The organism is Pseudomonas sp. 1 R 17 (assembly GCF_900067035.1).
GTDB lineage: Bacteria > Pseudomonadota > Gammaproteobacteria > Pseudomonadales > Pseudomonadaceae > Aquipseudomonas > Aquipseudomonas marginalis.
In genome coordinates this window covers 176,593-197,761 of record NZ_FKLB01000019.1, presented here as the reverse complement: position 1 = coordinate 197,761, position 21,169 = coordinate 176,593, and the positions used below count along the sequence as shown (strand labels likewise).

Below are 21,169 nucleotides of genomic sequence, written 5' to 3'. Positions count from 1 at the left end.
TATTTCAAAAGAATAATTCACAAGGAGTATGAATGTGACTGCGCTAAACCTGATTCCAGGCCAACTGAGCCTCGCCCAACTGCGGGCCATCTACCAGCAGCCGGTAACCCTCAGTCTGGATGACAGTGCCTCGGCCCAGATCGAAGCCAGTGTGGCCTGCGTGGAACAGATTCTCGCCGAGAACCGCACCGCCTATGGCATCAACACTGGTTTCGGCCTGCTGGCCTCGACCCGCATCGCCAGCGAAGACCTGGAAAACCTCCAGCGTTCCCTGGTGTTGTCCCACGCCGCCGGCGTCGGTGAGCCGATCAGCGATGCGCTGGTGCGGCTGGTCATGGTGCTCAAGGTCAACAGCCTCAGCCGTGGGTTCTCCGGGATTCGCCGGCAGGTGATCGACGCGCTGATTGCGCTGATCAATGCCGAGGTGTACCCGCATATTCCTCTGAAAGGCTCCGTTGGTGCTTCCGGTGACCTGGCGCCGTTGGCGCACATGTCCCTGGTGCTGCTGGGCGAAGGCAAGGCGCGCTACAAGGGCGAATGGCTGGAAGCCACCGACGCGCTGAAAGTCGCCGGCCTGACGCCGCTGACCCTCGCCGCCAAGGAGGGCCTGGCGCTGCTCAACGGCACCCAGGTGTCCACCGCCTATGCCTTGCGTGGCCTGTTCGAAGGCGAAGACCTGTTCGCCGGCGCCCTGGCGTGCGGCGGCCTTACCGTGGAAGCGGTGCTGGGTTCGCGCTCGCCGTTCGACGCCCGTATTCATGCGGCTCGCGGTCAACGTGGGCAGATCGATTCGGCGGCGGCCTACCGTGACCTGCTCGGTGAGAGCAGCCAGGTGTCGCAGTCGCACCAGAACTGCGACAAGGTGCAGGACCCGTACTCCCTGCGCTGCCAGCCACAAGTCATGGGCGCCTGCCTGACCCAGTTGCGCCAGGCGGCCGAGGTACTGGTGGTCGAAGCCAACGCCGTGTCCGATAACCCGTTGGTATTTGCCGCTGAGGGTGACGTGATCTCCGGTGGCAACTTCCACGCCGAACCGGTGGCCATGGCCGCTGACAACATGGCCTTGGCCATCGCCGAAATCGGCTCCCTGAGCGAGCGTCGCATCTCGCTGATGATGGACAAGCACATGTCGCAACTGCCGCCGTTCCTGGTGGGCAATGGCGGGGTGAACTCCGGTTTCATGATCGCCCAGGTGACCGCCGCCGCCCTCGCCAGTGAGAACAAGGCATTGGCTCATCCCCATAGCGTCGACAGCATCCCGACGTCCGCCAACCAGGAAGACCACGTGTCGATGGCCCCGGCTGCCGGCAAGCGCCTGTGGGAAATGGCCGAGAACACCCGCGGCATCCTCGCCGTGGAATGGCTGGCCGCGTGCCAGGGCCTGGACCTGCGCGAAGGCCTGAAAACCTCGCCGAAGCTGGAAAAAGCCCGTGGCATCCTGCGCGACAAAGTGACGTTCTACGACAAGGACCGCTTCTTCGCCCCGGACATCATCGCCGCCAGCGAACTGCTCGCCAGCCGCTGCCTGAATGAGCTGGTGCCGGCCACGTTGCTGCCGAGCCTGTAAGCGGTTCAGACAACGGCATGGCTCTCTGTGGTGAGCGAGCTTGCTCGCGCCGGGCTGCGCAGCAGCCCCAAAAAAGGCCGCGAGCGCTTCGCACTCGAGCGCGAGCAAGCTCGCTCACCACAAACAACTTTCTCAGGATAAAAATAATTAGGGACGAGAAATGCACCAGCAAGAAAAGGGTTTGAAACGCGGGCTGAGCGCCCGACATATTCGCTTCATGGCCCTCGGTTCCGCGATCGGCACCGGGCTGTTCTACGGGTCCGCCTCGGCCATCCAGATGGCTGGCCCCGCCGTGCTGCTGGCCTACCTGATCGGCGGCGCCGCAGTGTTCATGGTGATGCGCGCCCTCGGTGAAATGGCCGTGCACAACCCGGTCTCCGGCTCCTTCGGCCAATACGCCAGCACCTACCTGGGCCCGTTGGCCGGTTTTATCCTGGGCTGGACCTACGCCTTTGAAATGATCATCGTCTGTCTCGCCGACGTCACCGCCTTCGGCATCTACATGGGCTTCTGGTTTCCCGAGGTCGCACGCTGGGTCTGGGTGCTCGGCATCGTGTTTTTGATCGGCGGCCTGAACCTGTGCAACGTCAAGGTCTTTGGCGAGATGGAGTTCTGGCTGTCGCTGCTCAAGGTCGGCGCCATCGTGGCGATGATCCTCGGCGGTTTCGGCATCATGCTGTTCGGCATCCACTCGGCCGGCGAAACCCAGGCCAGCGGCCTGAGCAACCTGTGGGCCCACGGCGGCTTCATGCCCAACGGCATTGGTGGGCTGATCGCCTCGTTTGCAGTGGTGATGTTCGCGTTTGGCGGCATCGAGATCATCGGCATCACCGCCGGTGAAGCCAAGGATCCGCAGCGCGTGATCCCCAAGGCGATCAACGCCGTGCCGCTGCGCATCCTGTTGTTCTACGTGCTGACGTTGTTTGTCTTGATGGCCATCTACCCATGGCCGCAGATCGGCAGCCAGGGCAGTCCGTTCGTGCAGATCTTCAGCAACCTCGGGATAGGCTCGGCGGCGACCCTCCTCAATATCGTGGTGATTTCGGCGGCCGTGTCGGCTATCAACAGCGACATCTTCGGTGCCGGCCGCATGATGTACGGCCTGGCGCAGCAAGGGCAGGCGCCCAAGGGCTTTGCCCGGTTGTCCAGGCAAGGCGTACCGTGGATGACGGTGGTGGTGATGGGCGCCGCCTTGCTCGGCGGTGTGCTGCTCAACTACCTGATCCCGGAAAACGTGTTCCTGCTGATCGCATCGATTGCCACCTTCGCCACCGTATGGGTGTGGCTGATGATCCTGTTCACCCAGGTCGCCATGCGCCGCTCGATGACGAAAGAGCAGGTCGCCGAATTGAAATTCCCGGTGCCGTTCTGGCCCTACGCGCCGGCTGCGGCCATCGTGTTCATGCTGTTTGTGTTTGGCGTGCTCGGTTACTTCCCGGACACCCAGGCGGCCTTGCTGGTCGGTGCGGTGTGGATCGTGTTGCTGGTCGTTGCCTATCTGCTGTGGGTCAAGCCCGCCGCCGGGCAAGCGGCCAAGGTCCATTACGACCCGGCCTTGTCTCATCGATAACTTAGGGAGGCGTTGATGAAAACCCTTTGGCAACACTGCCACGTCGCAACCATGGCCCAGGGCAAATACTCGATCATCGAGGATGCCGCCCTGGTCACCGCCGGTTCGCTCATCGAGTGGATCGGTCCGCGCAGCGAAGTACCGACGGCGGATTACGCCCAGGTGCATGATCTGCAAGGCGCGTGGGTCACCCCCGGGCTGATCGACTGCCACACCCACGCGGTGTTTGGCGGCAATCGCAGCGGCGAATTCGAGCAGCGCCTCGAGGGCGTGAGCTATGCCGACATCGCGGCCAAGGGCGGCGGTATTGCCAGCACCGTGCGCGCCACCCGCGCCGCCACGGAGGATGAACTCTTCGCCAGCGCCCATAAGCGCCTGCGCAGCCTGCTGCGCGATGGCGTGACCACGGTGGAGATCAAGTCCGGCTACGGCCTGGACCTGGCCAACGAGCGCAAGATGTTGCGTGTGGCTCGGCGCCTGGGCGAAGCGCTGCCGGTCAGCGTGCGTGCCACGTGCCTGGCGGCCCATGCATTGCCGCCGGAGTACAAGGACCGCGCCGACGATTACATCGAGCACATCTGCAATGAAATGCTGCCGGCCTTGGCGGCGCAGGGGTTGGTGGACGCGGTGGATGCGTTCTGCGAATACCTGGCGTTTTCCACCGAGCAGGTGGAGCGGGTGTTCAAGGTCGCCCAGCAACTCGGCCTGCCGGTGAAACTGCATGCCGAGCAGCTGTCGTCGCTGCACGGCTCCAGCCTGGCGGCGCGTTACCACGCGCTGTCGGCGGATCACCTGGAATTCATGACCGAAGAAGACGCCATCGCCATGGCCGCTGCCGGCACCGTCGCCGTGTTGCTGCCGGGGGCGTTCTACTTCCTGCGCGAAACCCAGCTGCCGCCGATGGACGCCCTGCGCAGGCACGGCGTGAAGATCGCCATCGCCAGTGACCTCAACCCCGGCACCTCGCCGGCGTTGTCGGTACGCCTGATGCTGAACATGGCCTGCACCCTGTTCCGTATGACCCCGGAAGAAGCCCTGGCCGGTGTCACACAACATGCGGCCACCGCCCTGGGCATGGGCGACACCCATGGGTCCCTTGAAGTGGGCAAGGTCGCCGACTTTGTCGCCTGGCAGATTGATCGCCCCGCCGACCTCGCCTATTGGCTGGGCGGTGAGCTGGATAAACGCGTCGTGCGCCACGGCGTCGACGTCACCCTATAAGGAGCACTGCTGTGGATAAGGTTCTGAACTTCAAACAAGGCCGTGTGCCGCTGCTGATCAGCATGCCCCACGCCGGCCTGCGCCTGACGCCTGCGGTGGAAGCCGGGTTGATCCCCGAAGCGCAAAGCCTGCCGGACACCGATTGGCACATCCCCACGCTGTATGACTTCGCCGAAGCGCTGGGTGCCAGCACCCTGTCGGCGGAGTACTCGCGGTTTGTCATTGACCTGAACCGGCCCTCGGACGACAAGCCGCTGTACGCCGGTGCCACCACGGGCCTGTACCCGGCGACCCTGTTCGATGGCGTGCCGTTGTTCCGCGAAGGTCTGGAGCCGAGCGAGACAGAGCGCGCCAGTTACCTGCAAAAGATCTGGGGCCCGTATCACCGCGCGCTGCAAGAGGAACTGGCGCGGCTCAAGGCCGAGTTCGGTTATGCGTTGCTGTTCGATGCGCACTCGATCCGCTCGGTGATCCCGCACCTGTTCGACGGCAAACTGCCGGATTTCAACCTGGGCACCTTCAACGGCGCCGCCTGTGATCCGGAACTGGCCAGCCAGCTCGAGGCCATTTGTGCCACCCATCCTCAGTACACCCATGTATTGAACGGGCGCTTCAAGGGCGGCCATATCACCCGCCATTACGGCAATCCGGCGCAGGATATCCATGCGGTGCAGCTGGAATTGTGCCAGAGCACGTATATGGAAGAGTTCGAGCCGTTCCGCTATCGCCCGGATCTGGCCGAGCCGACGCAGGTGGTGTTGAAGCAGCTGCTGGAAGGCTTGCTGGCGTGGGGGCGCAAGCGCTACGAGTGACGAACGGTCGCCCCTGTGCAACTCACAGTCGCCACAGGTCGTGTTGGGAGAGGTCTCGCTCGGTAAGGTTGTGGTTATGGCGCACCAGACGCCACTTCCCATAATAAAAGCTGCCGAGTGAGACCTCTTTCATGAGAAGACTGTTCAACCGTTACCTGTTGACCCTCACCGGCGCCGCACTCCTCAGTGCCCAAGCCATGGCCGCCGAACCGGCCTCCTGCAAATCCATTCGCATGGGCGTGGTCAGTTGGACCGATGTGGTCGCCACCTCGGGCATGGCCGACGTGCTGCTCAGCGGCCTGGGCTATGACAGCAAGCAGACCAGCGCCGTGCAGCAGATCATCTTTGCCGGTATCCGCGATAAACGCCTGGACGTGTTCCTCGGCTATTGGAAGCCGGCGATGGACAACAACATCGCGCCGTTTCTGGCCGCCAGGCAGGTCAAAGTCTTTGATAAACCCAGCCTCGCCGACGCCCAGGCCACCCTGGCCGTGCCGCAATACGTGGCTGACGCCGGGCTGAAGACCTTTGCCGACATCGCCCGCTTCAAGGACAAGCTGGGCGGCAAGATCTACGGCATCGAGCCCGGCAGCGGCGCCAATACCGATATCCAGAAAATGATCGACACCAACCACTTCGGCCTGGGCGGCTTCAAGCTGGTGGCTTCCGGTGAGGCTGGCATGTTGGCGGCGGTGCAGCGCGCGGTGAACCGCAAGGAGTTCGTGGTATTTGTCGGGTGGACCCCGCACCCCATGAACATCAATATGAAAATGGCCTATCTCACTGGCAGCGAAGACGTGTTCGGTCCTGACGAAGGGCGCGCCACGGTCTCCACCGTGACCGCGCCGGACTTCGCCGAACGCTGCCCCAACGCTAACCGTTTGCTCGAGAACCTGACCTTCACCGCGGCCCAGGAAAGCCAGCTCATGGTGCCGATCATGGAGCGCCAGTCACCGCAGGACGTGGCCAGGCAATGGCTGCGCGACCACCCCGAGGATTTGCAGCGCTGGTTGGCCGGGGTTACAGCATTTGATGGCAGCGATGGCTTGGCGTCGCTCCAGGCCTACCTCAAACCCTAAGCCAAGTGCAGCCCCCGCTCACCACAAGGGCTTCATTACCTCAGGTTATGCTTTCACCGAAAATATGTAGATACGACTGCCCTGATAGCGCCATGCCGGGCCACCTATCAAGTGACTGATCCATCGCAATCGGAAACCTCCGACCTTGAACCTGCCGCGCCAGAGATCATTGCGTATGTACCCGATATCCCCGCAACTTGTCGCGTTCGTTGAAAAAACCGAGTCTTTCACCAGCGCCGACTCTTCCCTGGCGAGCCTGCGCCAAAGTTACGAACGCATGTGCCAGGCATTCACCCCGCCGAAACCGGAAGGCTTGCAGCTCACGGACTTCACCCTGGCCGGCGTGGACGTGCGCAGTTATCTGCCCCCCACACCGCCACCCGCCGACGGCTGGCCATGTCTCCTCTATATACACGGCGGTGGTTGGGTGGTCGGCGGCCTGGATTCCCACGACTTCATCTGCTTCGAGCTGGCCAATGCCCTCCGGGTGCTGGTGATCGCCATCGACTACCGCCTGGCGCCCGAGCACCCATTCCCGGCCGCCTACGACGATTGCCGCGCAGTGTGGCAGGCGATCCAGAAAGGGCAGGCGCCACACGCCATCGATCGGCAACGCCTCGCAGTGGTCGGTGACAGTGCGGGCGGCAACCTGGCGGCGGCGTTGTGCCTGGGGTTGCGCGATGATGGCCAGCCTATGCCGCGGGCCCAGGTCCTTATTTACCCCGGACTGGGCGGCCCGGCTGATTTGCCCTCGCGCCGTGACTGCATGGACGCGCCGCTGCTCAGCACTGCCGACACCGACTACTACCTGGCGCTCTACCTGCGTGGTTTGGCTAAACCATCGCCCTATGCTATGCCGCTGCTGGCCGAGGATTTCAGTGGTTTGCCCAAGGCCTTGATCGCAGTAGCCCAATTCGACCCGCTGCGCGACGACGGCATGCTGTACGCCGAGCGCCTGCAACAGGCCGGTGTGCCTGCGCGGTTGTATCCGGGCAAAGGCCTGGTCCACGGCTGTCTACGCGCAAAGGGCCAGGCCCCGGAGGTGGATCGGCTGTACGGCTACCTGTTGGATTACCTGAGGAGCGAACTACTGACGCAGCTCTAAGCGCTCAAGGACATGCTCATTGCACAATTCGGGTTTATAGTGCCAGACGGCAAAATAAAAGACGTCCCCCCAGGGATGAACCCGACCCCCTACGGAGCGCGCAATGCAGACTTGGTACCCGCAGATCAAACCCTACGCCCGGCACGATCTGGCCGTCGATGACACCCACACGCTGTACGTCGATGAAAGTGGCTCCCCCGAAGGCTTGCCTGTCGTATTCATCCACGGTGGCCCTGGCGCCGGTTGCGATGCCCAGAGCCGCTGCTATTTCGATCCCAACCTGTACCGCATCGTCACCTTCGACCAGCGTGGCTGCGGCCGTTCCACCCCGCGCGCCAGCCTGGAAAACAACACCACCTGGGACCTGGTCGCCGACCTCGAGCGCATCCGCGAACATCTTGGCATCGACAAATGGGTGCTGTTCGGCGGCTCCTGGGGCTCGACCCTGGCCCTGGCCTACGCGCAAACCCACCCCGAACGTGTGCATGGCCTGATCGTGCGCGGTATTTTCCTCGCCCGCCCCCAGGACATCGAATGGTTCTACCAGGCTGGTGCCAGCCGCCTGTTCCCGGACTACTGGCAGGACTACATCGCGCCGATTCCCGCCGATGAGCGTCACGACATGATCGCGGCCTACCACAAGCGCCTGACCGGCAACGACCAGATCGCCCAGATGCACGCCGCCAAGGCCTGGTCCGGCTGGGAAGGGCGCATGCTCGGCCTGTGCCCGAGCCCGCAGCACGTGGAGCGTTTTTCCGAGCCTCAGCGCGCGCTGTCCATCGCCCGTATCGAGTGCCACTACTTCACCAACAACTCCTTCCTGGAGCCCAACCAGCTGATTCGCGATATGCACAAGATCGCCCATCTGCCTGGCGTCATCATCCATGGCCGCTACGATATGATCTGCCCGCTGGATAACGCCTGGGAGCTGCATCAGGCCTGGCCGAACAGCGAACTGCAGGTCATTCGTGAAGCGGGTCATGCGGCGTCCGAGCCCGGGATTACCGATGCACTGGTGCGCGCGACCGGCGAAATGGCACGGCGCCTGCTTGATCTTCCGCCAGAAGAAGCATGAAGGCCTTGCTGCAACGGGTGCGTAGCGCCCGGGTCGAAGTGGCGGACGAAATCGTCGGAGCGATTGACCAAGGTTTGCTGGTGCTGGTGGCCGTCGAACCTGCAGATACGCCCGAGAGCGCCGACAAACTGCTGCACAAGCTGCTTAACTACCGGGTGTTCAGCGACGACGAGGGCAAGATGAACCTGTCGTTGAAGGATATCGATGGCGGATTGCTGCTGGTGTCGCAGTTCACCCTGGCGGCGGATACCAAGAGCGGCCTGCGGCCAAGCTTCTCAACCGCTGCACCGCCGGCCCTGGGAGCGGCGCTTTTTGATCACTTGCTGTTACAAGCGCAACAATTGCATGGCAAGGTGGCCTCGGGGCGTTTTGGCGCAGATATGCAGGTGCATCTGGTCAATGATGGCCCTGTGACCTTTCTCTTACAGACATGAATGTATTAAAAACGACTTTAATGCCTAAAAACGTAGGGTTTCGCTACAAATACTTCGTTGTCCCTGATGCGTTGTCTCGCGGGCTACTAGATAATCGCGCGCTACGGGGATCAGCGTTGTTTGGTCCATTTTTGACTTAGGTAGAGACTTGTCCGACGGCCTCAGGGGAATCATTTGGACCCTGGGGAGTCGGAACAATGCTCGCCAACCTGGCATATAGATAGCTGGCCGTTGGTTTTTTGATCTGTTTTCGGCGAGGGTTGCTCGTGATTGTTAGTCCCTGTAATGCACCAAAATTGTCTGCCAAACGGTTACGAAACGCACTGGTGACGGGCTCCGCCCTGTTTTGCCTGTTCGGCGCGGGTCAACTGTGGGCATTCAGTCTGGATGATGTGTCGGCCAAGGCAAAAGAGCTGGCCGGGCAGAAATACGAAGCTCCGCGCAGCAATCTGCCGAACGAGTTCCGCGAAATGAAGTTCGCGGACTACCAGAAGATTCGTTTCCGCAATGAAAAAGCCGAATGGGCCGATCAGAACACCCCGTTCAAGTTGTCCTTCTATCACCAGGGTATGCATTTCGATACACCGGTGAAAATCAACGAAGTGACCGCCGACAGCGTCCAGGAAATCAAATACGACCCGACTCGCTTCGATTTCGGCGACGTGAAGTTTGATCCTAAAGCCACCGAACAGCTGGGTTACGCCGGTTTCCGTGTGCTGTACCCGATCAACAAGGGCGACAAGCAAGACGAAATCATGACCATGCTCGGCGCCAGCTATTTCCGCGTCGTCGGCAAGGACCAGGTCTATGGCCTGTCCGCCCGTGGCATGGCGATCGATACCGCGCTGCCGTCGGGTGAAGAATTCCCGCGTTTCACCGAGTTCTGGATCGAACGTCCAAAACCGGGTGACAAGCACCTGGTGATCTTTGCCCTGCTGGATTCCCCACGTGCGACCGGCGCCTATCGCCTGATCCTGCGTCCGGGCACCGACACGGTTGTCGATGTGAAATCCCAGATGTTCCTGCGTGACAAGGTCAGCAAGCTGGGCGTTGCCCCGTTGACCTCCATGTTCCTGTTCGGCGCCAACCAGCCGTCCAAGGTGCTCAACTACCGTCGCGAGTTGCATGACTCCAGCGGCCTGTCGATCCATGCCGGCAACGGCGAGTGGATCTGGCGCCCCCTGAACAACCCTAAACACCTGTCGGTCAGCAACTTCACCGTGGAGAACCCGCGTGGGTTCGGCCTGCTGCAACGCGGTCGCAACTTCAGCCACTACGAAGACCTCGACGACAACTACGACAAGCGTCCAAGCGCGTGGATCGAGCCTGAAGGCGACTGGGGCAAGGGCTCCGTCGACCTGGTCGAGATCCCGACTGCCGATGAAACCAACGACAACATCGTTGCGTTCTGGAGCCCGGCCGAGTTGCCGGAAGTCGGCAAGCCGCTGGAAGTGGCCTACCGCCTGCACTGGACCCTCGATGATGCCGCGTTCCATTCGCCGGACAGCGCCTGGGTCAAGCAGACCCTGCGCTCCACCGGTGACGTGAAGCAATCCAACCTGATCCGTCAGCCGGATGGCAGCGTGGCTTACCTGGTGGACTTCGAGGGCCCGTCCTTGAAGAAACTGCTGCCGGACGCCCCGGTGCGCAGCCAGGTGAGCGTGAGTGACAACGCGGAGCTGGTAGAAAACAGCGTGCGCTACAACGAACACACCAAAGGCTGGCGCCTGACCCTGCGTATGAAGATCAAGGACGCAGGCAAGCCGACCGAGATGCGTGCAGCCCTGGTCCAGGACATCACGCCGCCTGAGCCTGAGCATGTTTCCACCCAGGTGCTGAAGGCCGACAAGGTCCTGGCCAAGCAGCATGATAAACAGGCCAAGAAAGACGCGAAAGACAAGGAAGCCAAGCAGCCAGAAGCTGCCCCAGCCACACCGGAGCCGATCAAGACCGAGCAAGTCCTGACCGAAACCTGGAGCTATCAGTTGCCTGCCGATGAGTAATTCTCAAGTCCAGCCAGAGACTCTCTCCGAGTACCTGGCGCATCTTCCGATGACCGCTGAGCAGCGCGCCGAGTTGGCGGGCTGCACATCCTTCACCGAGTTGCACGAGCGCTTGTCGTCCAAGGCGTTCGATGCACCCGTCGACGCCGCCCAGGCGTCGGTGGGTCGCCGCTTGACCCTCAGCACGGCCGAAGAGCTGCAAGACGCCGAAATGCTCGGGCTCGACGCCAGTGGGCGCGTGTGCCTCAAGGCCACGCCGCCCATCCGCCGTACCCGCGTGGTGCCTGAACCGTGGCGCACCAATATCCTGGTGCGCGGCTGGCGACGGATCACCGGCCGCAGCAACCCGCCGACCCCGCCGAAGGATGAGCGCGTATTGCCGGCGGCCCGCTGGCGTACCGTGGGTTCGATTCGTCGTTATATCCTGCTGGTGCTGATGCTCGGCCAGACCATCGTGGCCGGCTGGTACATGAAAGGCATCATGCCGTACCAGGGCTGGTCGCTGGTCGACTTCGACGAGATCCGCAACCAGACCCTGCTGCAAACCGCCACCCAGGTGCTGCCTTACGCCCTGCAGACCAGCATCCTGATCATGTTCGGGATCTTGTTCTGCTGGGTCTCGGCCGGTTTCTGGACTGCATTGATGGGCTTCCTCGAACTGCTCACTGGCCACGATAAATACCGGATTTCCGGTAAAAGTGCCGGCGACGAGCCGATCCCGAAAGAGGCGCGCACCGCGCTGGTCATGCCGATCTGCAACGAAGACGTGCCGCGGGTATTCGCCGGTTTGCGCGCGACGTTCGAATCGGTGGCCGCCACCGGTGACCTCGATCGTTTCGACTTCTTCGTGCTCAGCGACAGTAACGAGGCCGACATCTGCATCGCCGAGCAGCAAGCCTGGCTCGACGTCTGCCGTGAGGCGGGTGGCTTCGGCAAGATCTTCTACCGCCGCCGTCGCCGTCGCGTGAAACGCAAAAGCGGCAACCTCGACGACTTCTGCCGTCGCTGGGGTGGTGACTATAAGTACATGGTCGTTCTCGACGCCGACAGCGTGATGAGCGGCGAATGCCTGACCAGCCTGGTGCGCCTGATGGAAGCCACGCCGGATGCCGGGATTATCCAGACCGCGCCACGTGCGTCGGGCATGGACACCCTGTATGCGCGCATGCAGCAATTCGCCACCCGGGTGTACGGCCCGCTGTTCACCGCCGGCCTGCACTTCTGGCAGTTGGGTGAATCCCACTACTGGGGTCACAACGCGATCATCCGCATGAAACCGTTTATCGAGCACTGCGCCCTGGCGCCATTGCCGGGTAAAGGTGCGTTCGCAGGTTCCATCCTGTCCCACGACTTCGTTGAAGCGGCGCTGATGCGCCGTGCCGGCTGGGGCGTGTGGATTGCCTACGACCTGCCGGGCAGCTACGAAGAACTGCCGCCGAACCTGCTGGATGAACTCAAGCGTGACCGTCGCTGGTGCCACGGCAACCTGATGAACTTCCGCCTGTTCCTGGTCAAGGGCATGCACCCGGTGCACCGCGCGGTGTTCCTGACCGGTGTGATGTCCTACCTGTCGGCGCCGTTGTGGTTCCTGTTCCTGGTGCTGTCGACGGCCTTGCTGGCGGTCAACACCCTGATGGAGCCGCAGTACTTCATGGCGCCACGCCAGTTGTACCCACTGTGGCCGCAATGGCATCCGGACAAGGCGGTGGCGCTGTTCTCCACCACCATCGTGCTGCTGTTCCTGCCGAAGTTGCTGAGCATCATCCTGATCTGGGCCAAAGGTGCGAAGGAGTTCGGTGGCAAGTTCAAGGTGACGATGTCCATGCTGCTGGAGATGCTGTTCTCCATGCTGCTGGCGCCGGTGCGGATGATTTTCCACACCCGTTTCGTGCTCGCCGCGTTCCTCGGCTGGGCCGCGACCTGGAACTCGCCGCAGCGTGACGACGACTCCACCCCGTGGGGCGAAGCGATCAAGCGTCACGGCACGCAGACCCTGCTGGGCTTCTTCTGGGCCCTGCTGGTGGTGTGGTTGAACCCGAGCTTCCTGTGGTGGCTGGTACCGATCGTCGGTTCGTTGATGCTGTCGATCCCGGTGTCGGTGATCTCCAGCCGGGTCAACCTTGGCCTGAAGTCCCGCGATGAGAGCCTGTTCCTGATCCCTGAGGAATACAATCCGCCGCAAGCGTTGCTGTCCACCGACAAGTACACCCATGAAAACCGTTGGCACGCGCTGAAAGACGGCTTTGTGCGCTCGGTGGTCGACCCGCAGCAGAACGCCCTGGCCTGTGCCCTGGCGACCTCGCGTCACGGTCAGGCCGAGCCGATCGAGTACCTGCGTGCCGAGCGTGTGCGCCACGCGTTGAAAGTCGGCCCTGCCGGCCTCAACAACGGCGAACGCCTGGCGTTGCTCAGCGACCCGGTAGCCCTGGCCCGCTTGCATGAGCAGATCTGGAGCGAAGGGCATGCCGAGTGGCTCGCTGCCTGGCGTAATTCGATCAAGGCCGACCCGCACGCGCCGTTACTGCCGCTGCAACCGCTGTCGTCCCAGGCCCAACCGGCCTGATTCAGGCGCCCCCGAGGGTTCACTTCGGGGGCGTTCGAAGCGCTGGTCCTACAGCGTTTCTCTATCGCTCTAACTCCTTGTTATTTCGAAACAAAAGTCCCTTGTCCGAGGCGTATTTGCGTGCCCGCGAGTGGGGTAGGATCGCCCCCCAAATTTGACTCGGTCACAGGGGGATTCATGATCAAAAGGTATTGTTCGGCATTGCTGATCGGCGTTATTGCATTGATTCACGCTGGTCTGGTGCAGGCCGGTGCCATCGACGATGCGGTTCGGCGTGGTGTGTTGAAAGTGGGTACTACGCCCACCTATGTCCCCTTTGAAATGACCGATAAAGAGGGCCGTATCGTTGGCTTTGAAATCGACCTGCTCAAGGTGATGAGCCAGGCCCTGGGCGTTGAGCTTGAATTGGTCAGCGTGCCCTATACCGAGTTGCTGCCTGGGCTACAGGCGAAAAAGTTCGACCTGATCGGCAGCGGCATGACCGTCACCCAGAAGCGCAACCTGAAGCTGAATTTCAGCGACTCCTTTATCGTGGTGGGGCAAACCGTGTTGCTGCACCCCAGCCTGAAGGACAAGGTCGCCAGTGTCGAAGACCTGGACGACGCCACTTACCGTGTCACCACCGTCCAGGGCACCACTGGCGAGGCGGCGGCGCAACGCTTCCTGGGGGCGGCGCGCTTGAGCAGTTTTGCAACGCCCCGGGAAGCTGTGCGCCAAGTGGTGAACGGTGCCGCCGATGCCTTTATTTACGATGCGCCCTACAACCTGATCGCCCTGAGCTTGCCGGAAAACCGCGAGCTGCTGGCGCTTGAACAGCCGTTCACCTTTGAACCCTTGGCGTTTGGCGTGAAGAAAGGCGATTTTGACAGCCTCAACTGGATCAACCATTTCCTCAATCAAGTCGCCCAGGACGGGACCTACGATCGCTTGCACGACAAGTGGTTCAAGGACATGGACTGGCTGGTAGAGGTCGACTGGAAGTCATAACTTCTTACACATCAATCCGTTGCCAGCGCTACCAACGCAAGCGTCTATCCCAGCAGCTGGCTGCGTTGTTGTGGGACTTTTCCGACATACGCAGATAACAAATACCCGTGAAACCTTTGTGACAGGCAATGAGTGGGTTAGGATCGCACCCCGAATTGGTGCAGCCCTTTTGCGCGCCGACCGTATAAGAATCGTTCAGGGGACTTGATGATGAAAAAGTATCTTTCGATGCTGCTGCTCGGCGTCGCCGCGCTGGTTGCGGCCAATGCCGCCCAGGCCGGTGCCATCGATGATGCGGTCAAGCGCGGCACGCTGAAAGTCGGCATGGACCCGACCTACATGCCGTTCGAAATGACCGACAAACGCGGCGAAATCATTGGGTTCGAGGTCGATATCCTCAAGGCCATGGCCAAGTCCATGGGTGTCAAGCTGGAGCTGGTGTCCACCGGCTATGACGGCATCATCCCGGCGTTTCTCACCGGCAAGTTCGACATGATCGGCAGCGGCATGACCCTGACTCAGGAACGCAACCTGCGCCTGAACTTCAGCGAACCCTTCATTGTGGTTGGCCAGACCCTGCTGATCCGCAAGGAGCTGGAAGGCACCATCAAGTCCTACAAAGACCTGAACGACGAGAAGTACCGCCTGACCTCCAAGCTCGGCACCACCGGTGAGATGGTCGCCAAGAAGCTGATCTCCAAGGCCAAGTACCACGGCTATGACAACGAGCAGGAAGGTGTGCTGGACGTGGTCAACGGCAAGGCCGATGCCTTTGTGTATGACGCGCCATACAACGTGGTCGCCGAGAAAAAAGTCGGTAACGGCAAGCTGGTGTTCCTCGAAGAACCCTTCACCTTTGAACCCCTGGCGTTCGGCCTGAAGAAGGGTGACTACGACAGCATCAACTTCATCAACAATTTCCTGCACCAGATCAAGAACGACGGCACCTACGATCGCATCCATGACAAGTGGTTCAAGAGCTCCGAGTGGCTCAAGGACATGGAATAAAGCGGGACTGTTTTCTGTTGCGAGAGGGTTTGATGTGGGGAGCGGGCTTGCCACCTCAAGTGTGCGGGCCTCGAATTTTTTGGATGCTGAGTAGATGAAACAGAAAAAAGCCCAATGGCCCTGGCACCTGCTGACCGTCGTCGTGCTGGTCGGCCTGGCTGGCGCCTTGTACTACGCTACCTCGCTGATGTCCTACGAATGGCGCTGGAACCGGGTCCCGCAATACTTCGCCTACCAGGCCGAAGAGTCCCAGCGCGCTGCGGACATCTCCACTGTCGTGGAGCTGGTCCGCAAGGGCGATGTGGCCGAAGTCACCCTGCGCAACGATGCCGGCGTCGAACAACGCGTGAGCGTGGCCGACAACAGCCTGCAAGTGGCGCGCGGCGATGATGTGGCCGAAGGCGATGTCATCGGGGTTAACCGCCATTGGGCGTTGGGCCCCTTGATGTGGGGGCTGTGGACCACGTTGTGGCTGTCGGTGGTATCCGGGATTCTCGGCCTGGCGATCGGTCTTGCAACCGGGTTGTGCCGACTGTCCAATAACCCGACCCTGCGCGATCTGTCGACGATCTACGTCGAGCTGGTGCGTGGTACGCCACTGTTGGTGCAGATCTTCATTTTCTACTTTTTTATCGGCACGGTGCTCAACCTGTCCCGGGAATTCGCCGGGATCGCCGCCCTGTCGTTGTTCACCGGCGCCTATGTGGCGGAAATCGTCCGCGCGGGGGTGCAGTCCATCACCCGTGGCCAGAACGAGGCGGCTCGCTCCCTGGGCCTGAGCGCCAGCCAGTCGATGCGTCATGTGGTGCTGCCGCAGGCCTTCAAGCGCGTGTTGCCGCCGCTGGCCGGGCAATTTATCAGCCTGGTGAAAGACACCTCGCTGGTCTCGGTGATCGCGATTACCGAGCTGCTCAAAAGCGGTCGCGAAGTGATCACCACCTCGTTCTCGCCGTTTGAAATCCTGTTCTGCGTCGCAGGGTTGTACCTGCTGATCAACCTGCCGCTGTCGAAAATGGCCAGCCGGCTTGAGCGGAGGCTCGCCCAAAGTGATTGAAGTCCGCGATCTGGTAAAAGTCTTCGATACCCGCGGGCATGTGGTGCGCGCGGTGGACCATGTGACCACCCAGGTGGCCAAGGGCGAAGTGTTGGTGGTGATCGGCCCGTCCGGCTCCGGCAAGTCCACGTTCCTGCGTTGCCTCAATGGCCTGGAAGAGTTCGATTCCGGCTCGGTGAGCATCGATGGCCTGCAACTGGCCGACCCGAAAACCGATGTGAATGCCTATCGCCGTGAAGTCGGCATGGTGTTCCAGCACTTCAACCTGTTCCCCCACATGACCGTGCTGGAAAACCTGTGCCTGGCGCAAAAAGTCGTGCGCAAGCGCGGTAAGAAAGAGCGCGAAGCCAAGGCCCTGGCGCTGCTGGAAAAGGTCGGCATTGCGCAGAAAGCCAACGAGTTCCCGTCGCGGCTTTCCGGTGGCCAGCAACAGCGCGTGGCGATTGCCCGGGCGTTGGCGATGGAGCCCAAGGTGATGCTGTTCGACGAGCCCACCTCGGCCCTCGACCCGGAAATGGTCGGCGAGGTGCTGGACGTGATGAAGACCCTGGCCCTGGAAGGCATGACCATGGTCTGCGTCACTCACGAAATGGGTTTTGCCCGTGAAGTGGCGGACCGGGTGCTGTTCTTCGATCATGGCAAGTTGCTGGAAGATGCGGCCCCGGCCGAGTTCTTCGCGGCGCCCAAAGACCCGCGTGCCCAGGCGTTCCTGCGCCAGGTGCTATAGGGCGCGGGGCGTTCATACCTTGAACCGCCCCACGCATTGCTGCAAATCCGTTCCCAACCGCGCCAGTTCGATACTGGCCGCTGCCGTCTGTTCACTGGCGGCGGCGGTTTGCTCCGAGGCGTCGCGTACTTTCAATACGCTGCGATTGATCTCTTCGGCCACCGCACTTTGCTCCTCGGCGGCAGCGGCGATCTGCGGGTTCATTTCCTGGATGACCGACACCGTGCGGGCGATCTCCGTCAGGGAGTCCCCGGCGTTGCGGGCCAGGCCGACGCTGTTGTCGGTCAGGGTGCGGCTGTAGTCCATGATGTCGGCCACCTGTTGTGTACCGCTGTGCAGGCCGCCAATCAGCTCTTCGATTTCCTCGGCGGACTGCTGGGTCCGTTGGGCGAGACCGCGCACCTCATCGGCGACCACCGCGAAGCCTTGACCGGCCTCGCCGGCCCGTGCGGCTTCTATCGCAGCGTTGAGCGCCAGCAGGTTGGTCTGCTGTGACACGGACTTGATCACATCCAGCACGCTGCTGATTTTCTGGCTTTCCCGTTGCAGCCCAATCATGGCCTGGCCTGCGCGCGCCATTTCATGGGCAAGGTGCTCGATTTGCGCCACGACATCCGTCACCACCTGATCGCCCAGCTCAGTCTGTTGATTGGCCTGTCCGGCGGCGAGGGACGCCTGCTCGGCGTGGCGCGCAACCTCCTGGGCGGTGGCGAGCATCTGGTTCATGGCGGCGGCGACCTGCTCGGTTTCATCGCGCTGATTATTCACCCCTGCGCGAGTTTGTTCGGTCACGGTGGAGAGCTCCTCGGCGGCGCTGGCAATTTGCCGCGCGTTGTCGCTGATGTTGCCAATCAGCCCCCGCAGGTTCAGCGTCATTTGGCTCATGCTGCGTTGCAGTTGACCCAACTCGTCACGCCGTCGGGATTGCACGTCATGGCTCAGGTCGCCTTGCGCAATGCGATTGGCGGCGGACAGCGCTTTGCGCAGCGGTTTCACGATTTGCCCGGCAATCAGCCAGGCCGCCAGGGCTCCGAGGAGCAAGGCTGCAGCGGTCGTACCAAGGGTTTGGGTGCGGGCTTGTTCGGCTTCGCGTTCGCGTCGTTGAGTCTGGTCCTGGCTCAAGAGATCGCTCTGGGCGAGCAGTTGGTCCAGCTGCTGTTCCAATTGATTTTGCGCGCCTTCGGTTGTGAGTTGCGTGTCCTTGAGGCGTGTGAGGTGGGTGCGGATACTGAGCACGGTATTTTTCAGGGCGCCGCTGTCGACCGGCAATTTTGCTACGCCAGCCTGGGCGAGTTCGAGGTTACGCTCGGCGTCGCTGACGGCCTGGGCGTAGGCATCCAGCGAGCTGGCGGCCCAGGCAGGGGTTTGGGCGCGATCCTCCGCCTGCTCTATGGCCTGGCGCAGGTTTTCGATGGCATCGAGGGCTTTTTCATCCTCCTGGTCGGGTAAGTCGCTGGCCAGTTGTGCCAGCACGTCACCGGTGCGTACGGAGCTCTGCTTCAGTTGTTCACGGGCACTCTCACGTTTCTCGACCAGGGCAGGCACCTCCTTGAGCGTGGTTTTGAACGTTGCGGAGAGGCGGGTCATCTCCTGCAGGTATTGAATGGATTTGGGGACTTTGAGCCGGTTGGAAAGCTCGCTCAGGAGCCCGTCTATTTTTTCTATGCTCAGGCTCAATTTGTTGAGGCTGTTGGTATCGTCCAGGGTTCGGTAGACGATTCTGTCGGCCCGCAGTTCTTCACCCGTCACGGCCAGTTGCGCGAGCACGGTCAGGGTTTGCGAGCGGTAAAGGGACGCGGCCAGCGCCTGCCAGCCAGTCACGGCAATCACAAGGCTCAATGCCAGGACCAGGGAGAAGCCCAGGGCCAGTTTGAGAGTGACACTGGCGTCACCCAACAGGTAAGTCATTCGACGAAGCATGATCAACCTCCGACAAGTGAACAGTGGGCGTTCTCAACATGCGCAGGCACATTGAGCTGAATTGAACGCTAGTTCTCTCGGCGCAGAGGTGGGGCTGATAAACGCGTAGGAAATTTCACAGATTGCAGGCGGCGACCCAGGGCGGGTCGCCACGCGGGGAAGGGGTCAGACCCGGAAGCGGCCGACCAGCGCCTGGAGATGGGTGCCCAGGCGCGCCAGTTCGGTACTCGATGCGGCGGTCTCTTCACTGGCCGAAGCGGTCTGCTCGGAGATATCACGCACGTTCAACACACTGCGATTGATCTCTTCCGCCACGGCGCTTTGCTGCTCGGCGGCGGTGGCGATCTGGGAGTTCATCGCCTGGATGGTCGAGACCGTGCGTGTGATGTTCTCCAAGGCGCTGCCGGCGCGGCGCGTCAACTCGACACTGCTGTCGGTGAGGCCACGGCTGTTGTCCATGATGTTCGCCACCTGCTGGGTGCCGCTTTGCAGGCCGACGATCAGCTCTTCGATCTCTTCGGTGGACTTCTGGGTGCGCTGGGCCAGGCTGCGTACTTCATCGGCCACCACCGCGAAACCGCGTCCGGCCTCACCGGCCCGTGCCGCTTCAATGGCTGCGTTGAGGGCCAGCAGGTTGGTTTGCTGGGCCACGGACTTGATCACATCGAGCACGCTGCCGATCTTGTCGCTTTCGCGCTTCAGATCGGCCATGGCGACCGTGGAGTTGCCGACTTCAGTGGCCAGGCGTTCGATCTGGGCGATCGCTTCGCCGACCACTTTGTCGCCTTCACGGGCCTGCTGGTCGGCGGCCAGCGCGGCTTCCGAGGCTTCCTCGGCATTGCGTGCCACTTCCTGCACGGTAGCGGCCATTTCATTCATGGCGGTGGCCACCTGGTCGGTCTCGACTTTCTGGCTGTTGACCCCGGCGCTGGTCTGTTCGGTCACGGCCGACAGTTGCTCGGCAGCGCTGGCGATCTGGGTGACCCCTTCACTGATGCCGCCGATCAACTCGCGCAGGCCCATGGTCATGCTTTGCATGGCGCGTTGCAATTGGCCCAGCTCATCCTGGCGCAAGGAGGTGAGGTTGTGGCTCAGGTCGCCCGACGCGACACGCTCGGCGACCTGCAGGGTCTGGTTCAGGGGGAGGATGATCTGGCGGGTGATGGCCCAGGCGGCAACCAGGCCGAAGATCAGCGCCAGCACGGTGGCCATTAGCAGCAAGTATTTGGCTTGCGCGGCATCCGCATCGCGTACCGCGGTCTGGGAAACCGTCAGTTTGTCACTGTGGCCCAGCAGGATATCGCCCTGGGCAGACATGGTCTTGAGTGCCGCTGCGCTGGCCACTTGAGAGTCGCGGTATTGGCTGACGGCGGCGCGGTAGGCTTGCAATGAGACGCTGGCCTGTTGCAGGTTGGCTGAATACTGATCAGGTATTTGGCTGGTGAGGCTGGTGATTTTTTTCAGCGCGTTGTCGATGGCATCCAGCGCGGGCTGCTCGGCCTCGACCTTGCCGCTGTAGGTGTAGCCCCGTACTTGGAAGCGCGCTTGCTGGATCAGTTTGCTCAGGCCCACCACGCTGTTGAACAGCGTGACACTGTCGCCTTGCAGCAGGGATTTCTCCACTTCGCTGACCTTGAGTACCGCATTATCGGCGGTATCGCCCAGCTTGCTGCGGGCATTTTCGCGGTTGGTGCCTGCCTGCACCATATCGTTGAACGCGCGCTTGTACTGGTCCACGGCGGCCAATTGCTCATCGACCAGGGCGGCATCCGTGGGTTGTTCGATCAGGCTGCGTGCGGTCTTCAGGCCAGTGTCCAGCTTGTTCAGCAGCTCGCTGACGGCGGTCGGGCCTTGTTCGCCACGGCGCATCTCGTAGTCGAGGCGTGCCAGGCGCAGGTCTTTGGTCAAGCCGTTGAGGCTGGAGATGTAACCCAGCTTGTCACCACGGCTGATCACGTCGCCCAGGCCGCTCCAGCCGGTGAAGGTGATCATCAGTGTCAACAGCAATACCAGGCCAAAGCCCACCGCCAGCTTGGTTTTGACG

At 61.8% G+C, this 21,169-nt stretch carries 16 protein-coding genes and 1 pseudogene; 14 read left to right on the top strand and 3 right to left on the bottom strand.

Translation table 11 applies throughout. The features are described from left to right. The first annotated feature begins 28 nt into the window (after positions 1-28). The 14 genes from hutH (at position 29) to BFP99_RS03930 (ending at position 17,205) form a co-directional block, all read left to right on the top strand. The gene (hutH, locus tag BFP99_RS03995) at positions 29-1,567 is read left to right on the top strand and encodes a histidine ammonia-lyase (protein ID WP_137211651.1); all 1,539 of its coding nucleotides are present in this window, start codon (positions 29-31) and stop codon (positions 1,565-1,567) included. Between the two features lie 160 nt (positions 1,568-1,727). Further along, entirely contained in the window at positions 1,728-3,137 is a 1,410-nt protein-coding gene (locus BFP99_RS03990) for an amino acid permease (RefSeq protein WP_065925740.1), read from the top strand. A 15-nt stretch (positions 3,138-3,152) separates the two neighbouring features. Next, positions 3,153-4,358, top strand: coding sequence for an imidazolonepropionase (gene hutI, locus BFP99_RS03985; RefSeq protein WP_065946672.1), 1,206 nt, complete (start codon positions 3,153-3,155; stop codon positions 4,356-4,358). Between the two features lie 11 nt (positions 4,359-4,369). Then, entirely contained in the window at positions 4,370-5,170 is an 801-nt protein-coding gene (gene hutG, locus BFP99_RS03980) for an N-formylglutamate deformylase (protein WP_065925738.1), read from the top strand. A gap of 131 nt (positions 5,171-5,301) precedes the next feature. After that, positions 5,302-6,249 carry a choline ABC transporter substrate-binding protein gene (locus BFP99_RS03975; protein ID WP_065925737.1) on the top strand — a complete coding sequence of 316 codons (948 nt, stop codon included), beginning with the start codon at positions 5,302-5,304 and terminating at the stop codon, positions 6,247-6,249. 175 nt (positions 6,250-6,424) lie between these two features. Then, the gene (locus BFP99_RS03970; RefSeq protein ID WP_065946671.1) at positions 6,425-7,354 is read left to right on the top strand and encodes an alpha/beta hydrolase; all 930 of its coding nucleotides are present in this window, start codon (positions 6,425-6,427) and stop codon (positions 7,352-7,354) included. A 103-nt stretch (positions 7,355-7,457) separates the two neighbouring features. Further along, positions 7,458-8,429 carry a prolyl aminopeptidase gene (pip, locus tag BFP99_RS03965; protein ID WP_027605045.1) on the top strand — a complete coding sequence of 324 codons (972 nt, stop codon included), beginning with the start codon at positions 7,458-7,460 and terminating at the stop codon, positions 8,427-8,429. After that, positions 8,426-8,863, top strand: coding sequence for a D-aminoacyl-tRNA deacylase (gene dtd / locus BFP99_RS03960; RefSeq protein ID WP_065925734.1), 438 nt, complete (start codon positions 8,426-8,428; stop codon positions 8,861-8,863). Before pip ends, dtd begins: the two co-directional genes overlap by 4 nt. Before the next feature lie 323 nt (positions 8,864-9,186). Continuing rightward, on the top strand, positions 9,187-10,866 hold the full coding sequence (locus tag BFP99_RS03955; protein ID WP_235865643.1) for a glucan biosynthesis protein G: 1,680 nt from the start codon (positions 9,187-9,189) through the stop codon (positions 10,864-10,866). Beyond that, the gene (gene mdoH, locus BFP99_RS03950) at positions 10,859-13,429 is read left to right on the top strand and encodes a glucans biosynthesis glucosyltransferase MdoH (RefSeq protein WP_065946670.1); all 2,571 of its coding nucleotides are present in this window, start codon (positions 10,859-10,861) and stop codon (positions 13,427-13,429) included. The genes BFP99_RS03955 and mdoH overlap by 8 nt, the downstream gene beginning before the upstream one ends. A 177-nt stretch (positions 13,430-13,606) precedes the next feature. Further along, positions 13,607-14,416: a transporter substrate-binding domain-containing protein gene (locus tag BFP99_RS03945; protein WP_065946669.1), complete on the top strand. Its 810-nt coding sequence runs from the start codon at positions 13,607-13,609 to the stop codon at positions 14,414-14,416. Between the two features lie 210 nt (positions 14,417-14,626). Further along, entirely contained in the window at positions 14,627-15,424 is a 798-nt protein-coding gene (locus tag BFP99_RS03940; RefSeq protein WP_065925731.1) for a transporter substrate-binding domain-containing protein, read from the top strand. 94 nt (positions 15,425-15,518) lie between these two features. Further along, positions 15,519-16,478, top strand: a complete 960-nt coding sequence (locus tag BFP99_RS03935; RefSeq protein WP_065925730.1) for an amino acid ABC transporter permease — start codon at positions 15,519-15,521, stop codon at positions 16,476-16,478. Beyond that, on the top strand, positions 16,471-17,205 hold the full coding sequence (locus BFP99_RS03930) for an amino acid ABC transporter ATP-binding protein (RefSeq protein ID WP_027605038.1): 735 nt from the start codon (positions 16,471-16,473) through the stop codon (positions 17,203-17,205). Before BFP99_RS03935 ends, BFP99_RS03930 begins: the two co-directional genes overlap by 8 nt. A 12-nt stretch (positions 17,206-17,217) precedes the next feature. Here BFP99_RS03930 and BFP99_RS03925 read toward each other — a convergent pair whose 3' ends face one another. The 3 genes and pseudogenes from BFP99_RS03925 to BFP99_RS33950 all read right to left on the bottom strand — a co-directional run. Further along, positions 17,218-19,125, bottom strand: coding sequence for a methyl-accepting chemotaxis protein (locus BFP99_RS03925; protein ID WP_065946668.1), 1,908 nt, complete (start codon positions 19,123-19,125; stop codon positions 17,218-17,220). Between the two features lie 165 nt (positions 19,126-19,290). Next, on the bottom strand, positions 19,291-20,004 hold the full coding sequence (locus BFP99_RS33955) for a methyl-accepting chemotaxis protein (protein WP_370671261.1): 714 nt from the start codon (positions 20,002-20,004) through the stop codon (positions 19,291-19,293). Positions 20,005-20,145: 141 nt separating this feature from the next. After that, positions 20,146-21,117, bottom strand: a pseudogene (locus tag BFP99_RS33950) (methyl-accepting chemotaxis protein); the annotation flags it as partial. Positions 21,118-21,169 lie beyond the last annotated feature (52 nt).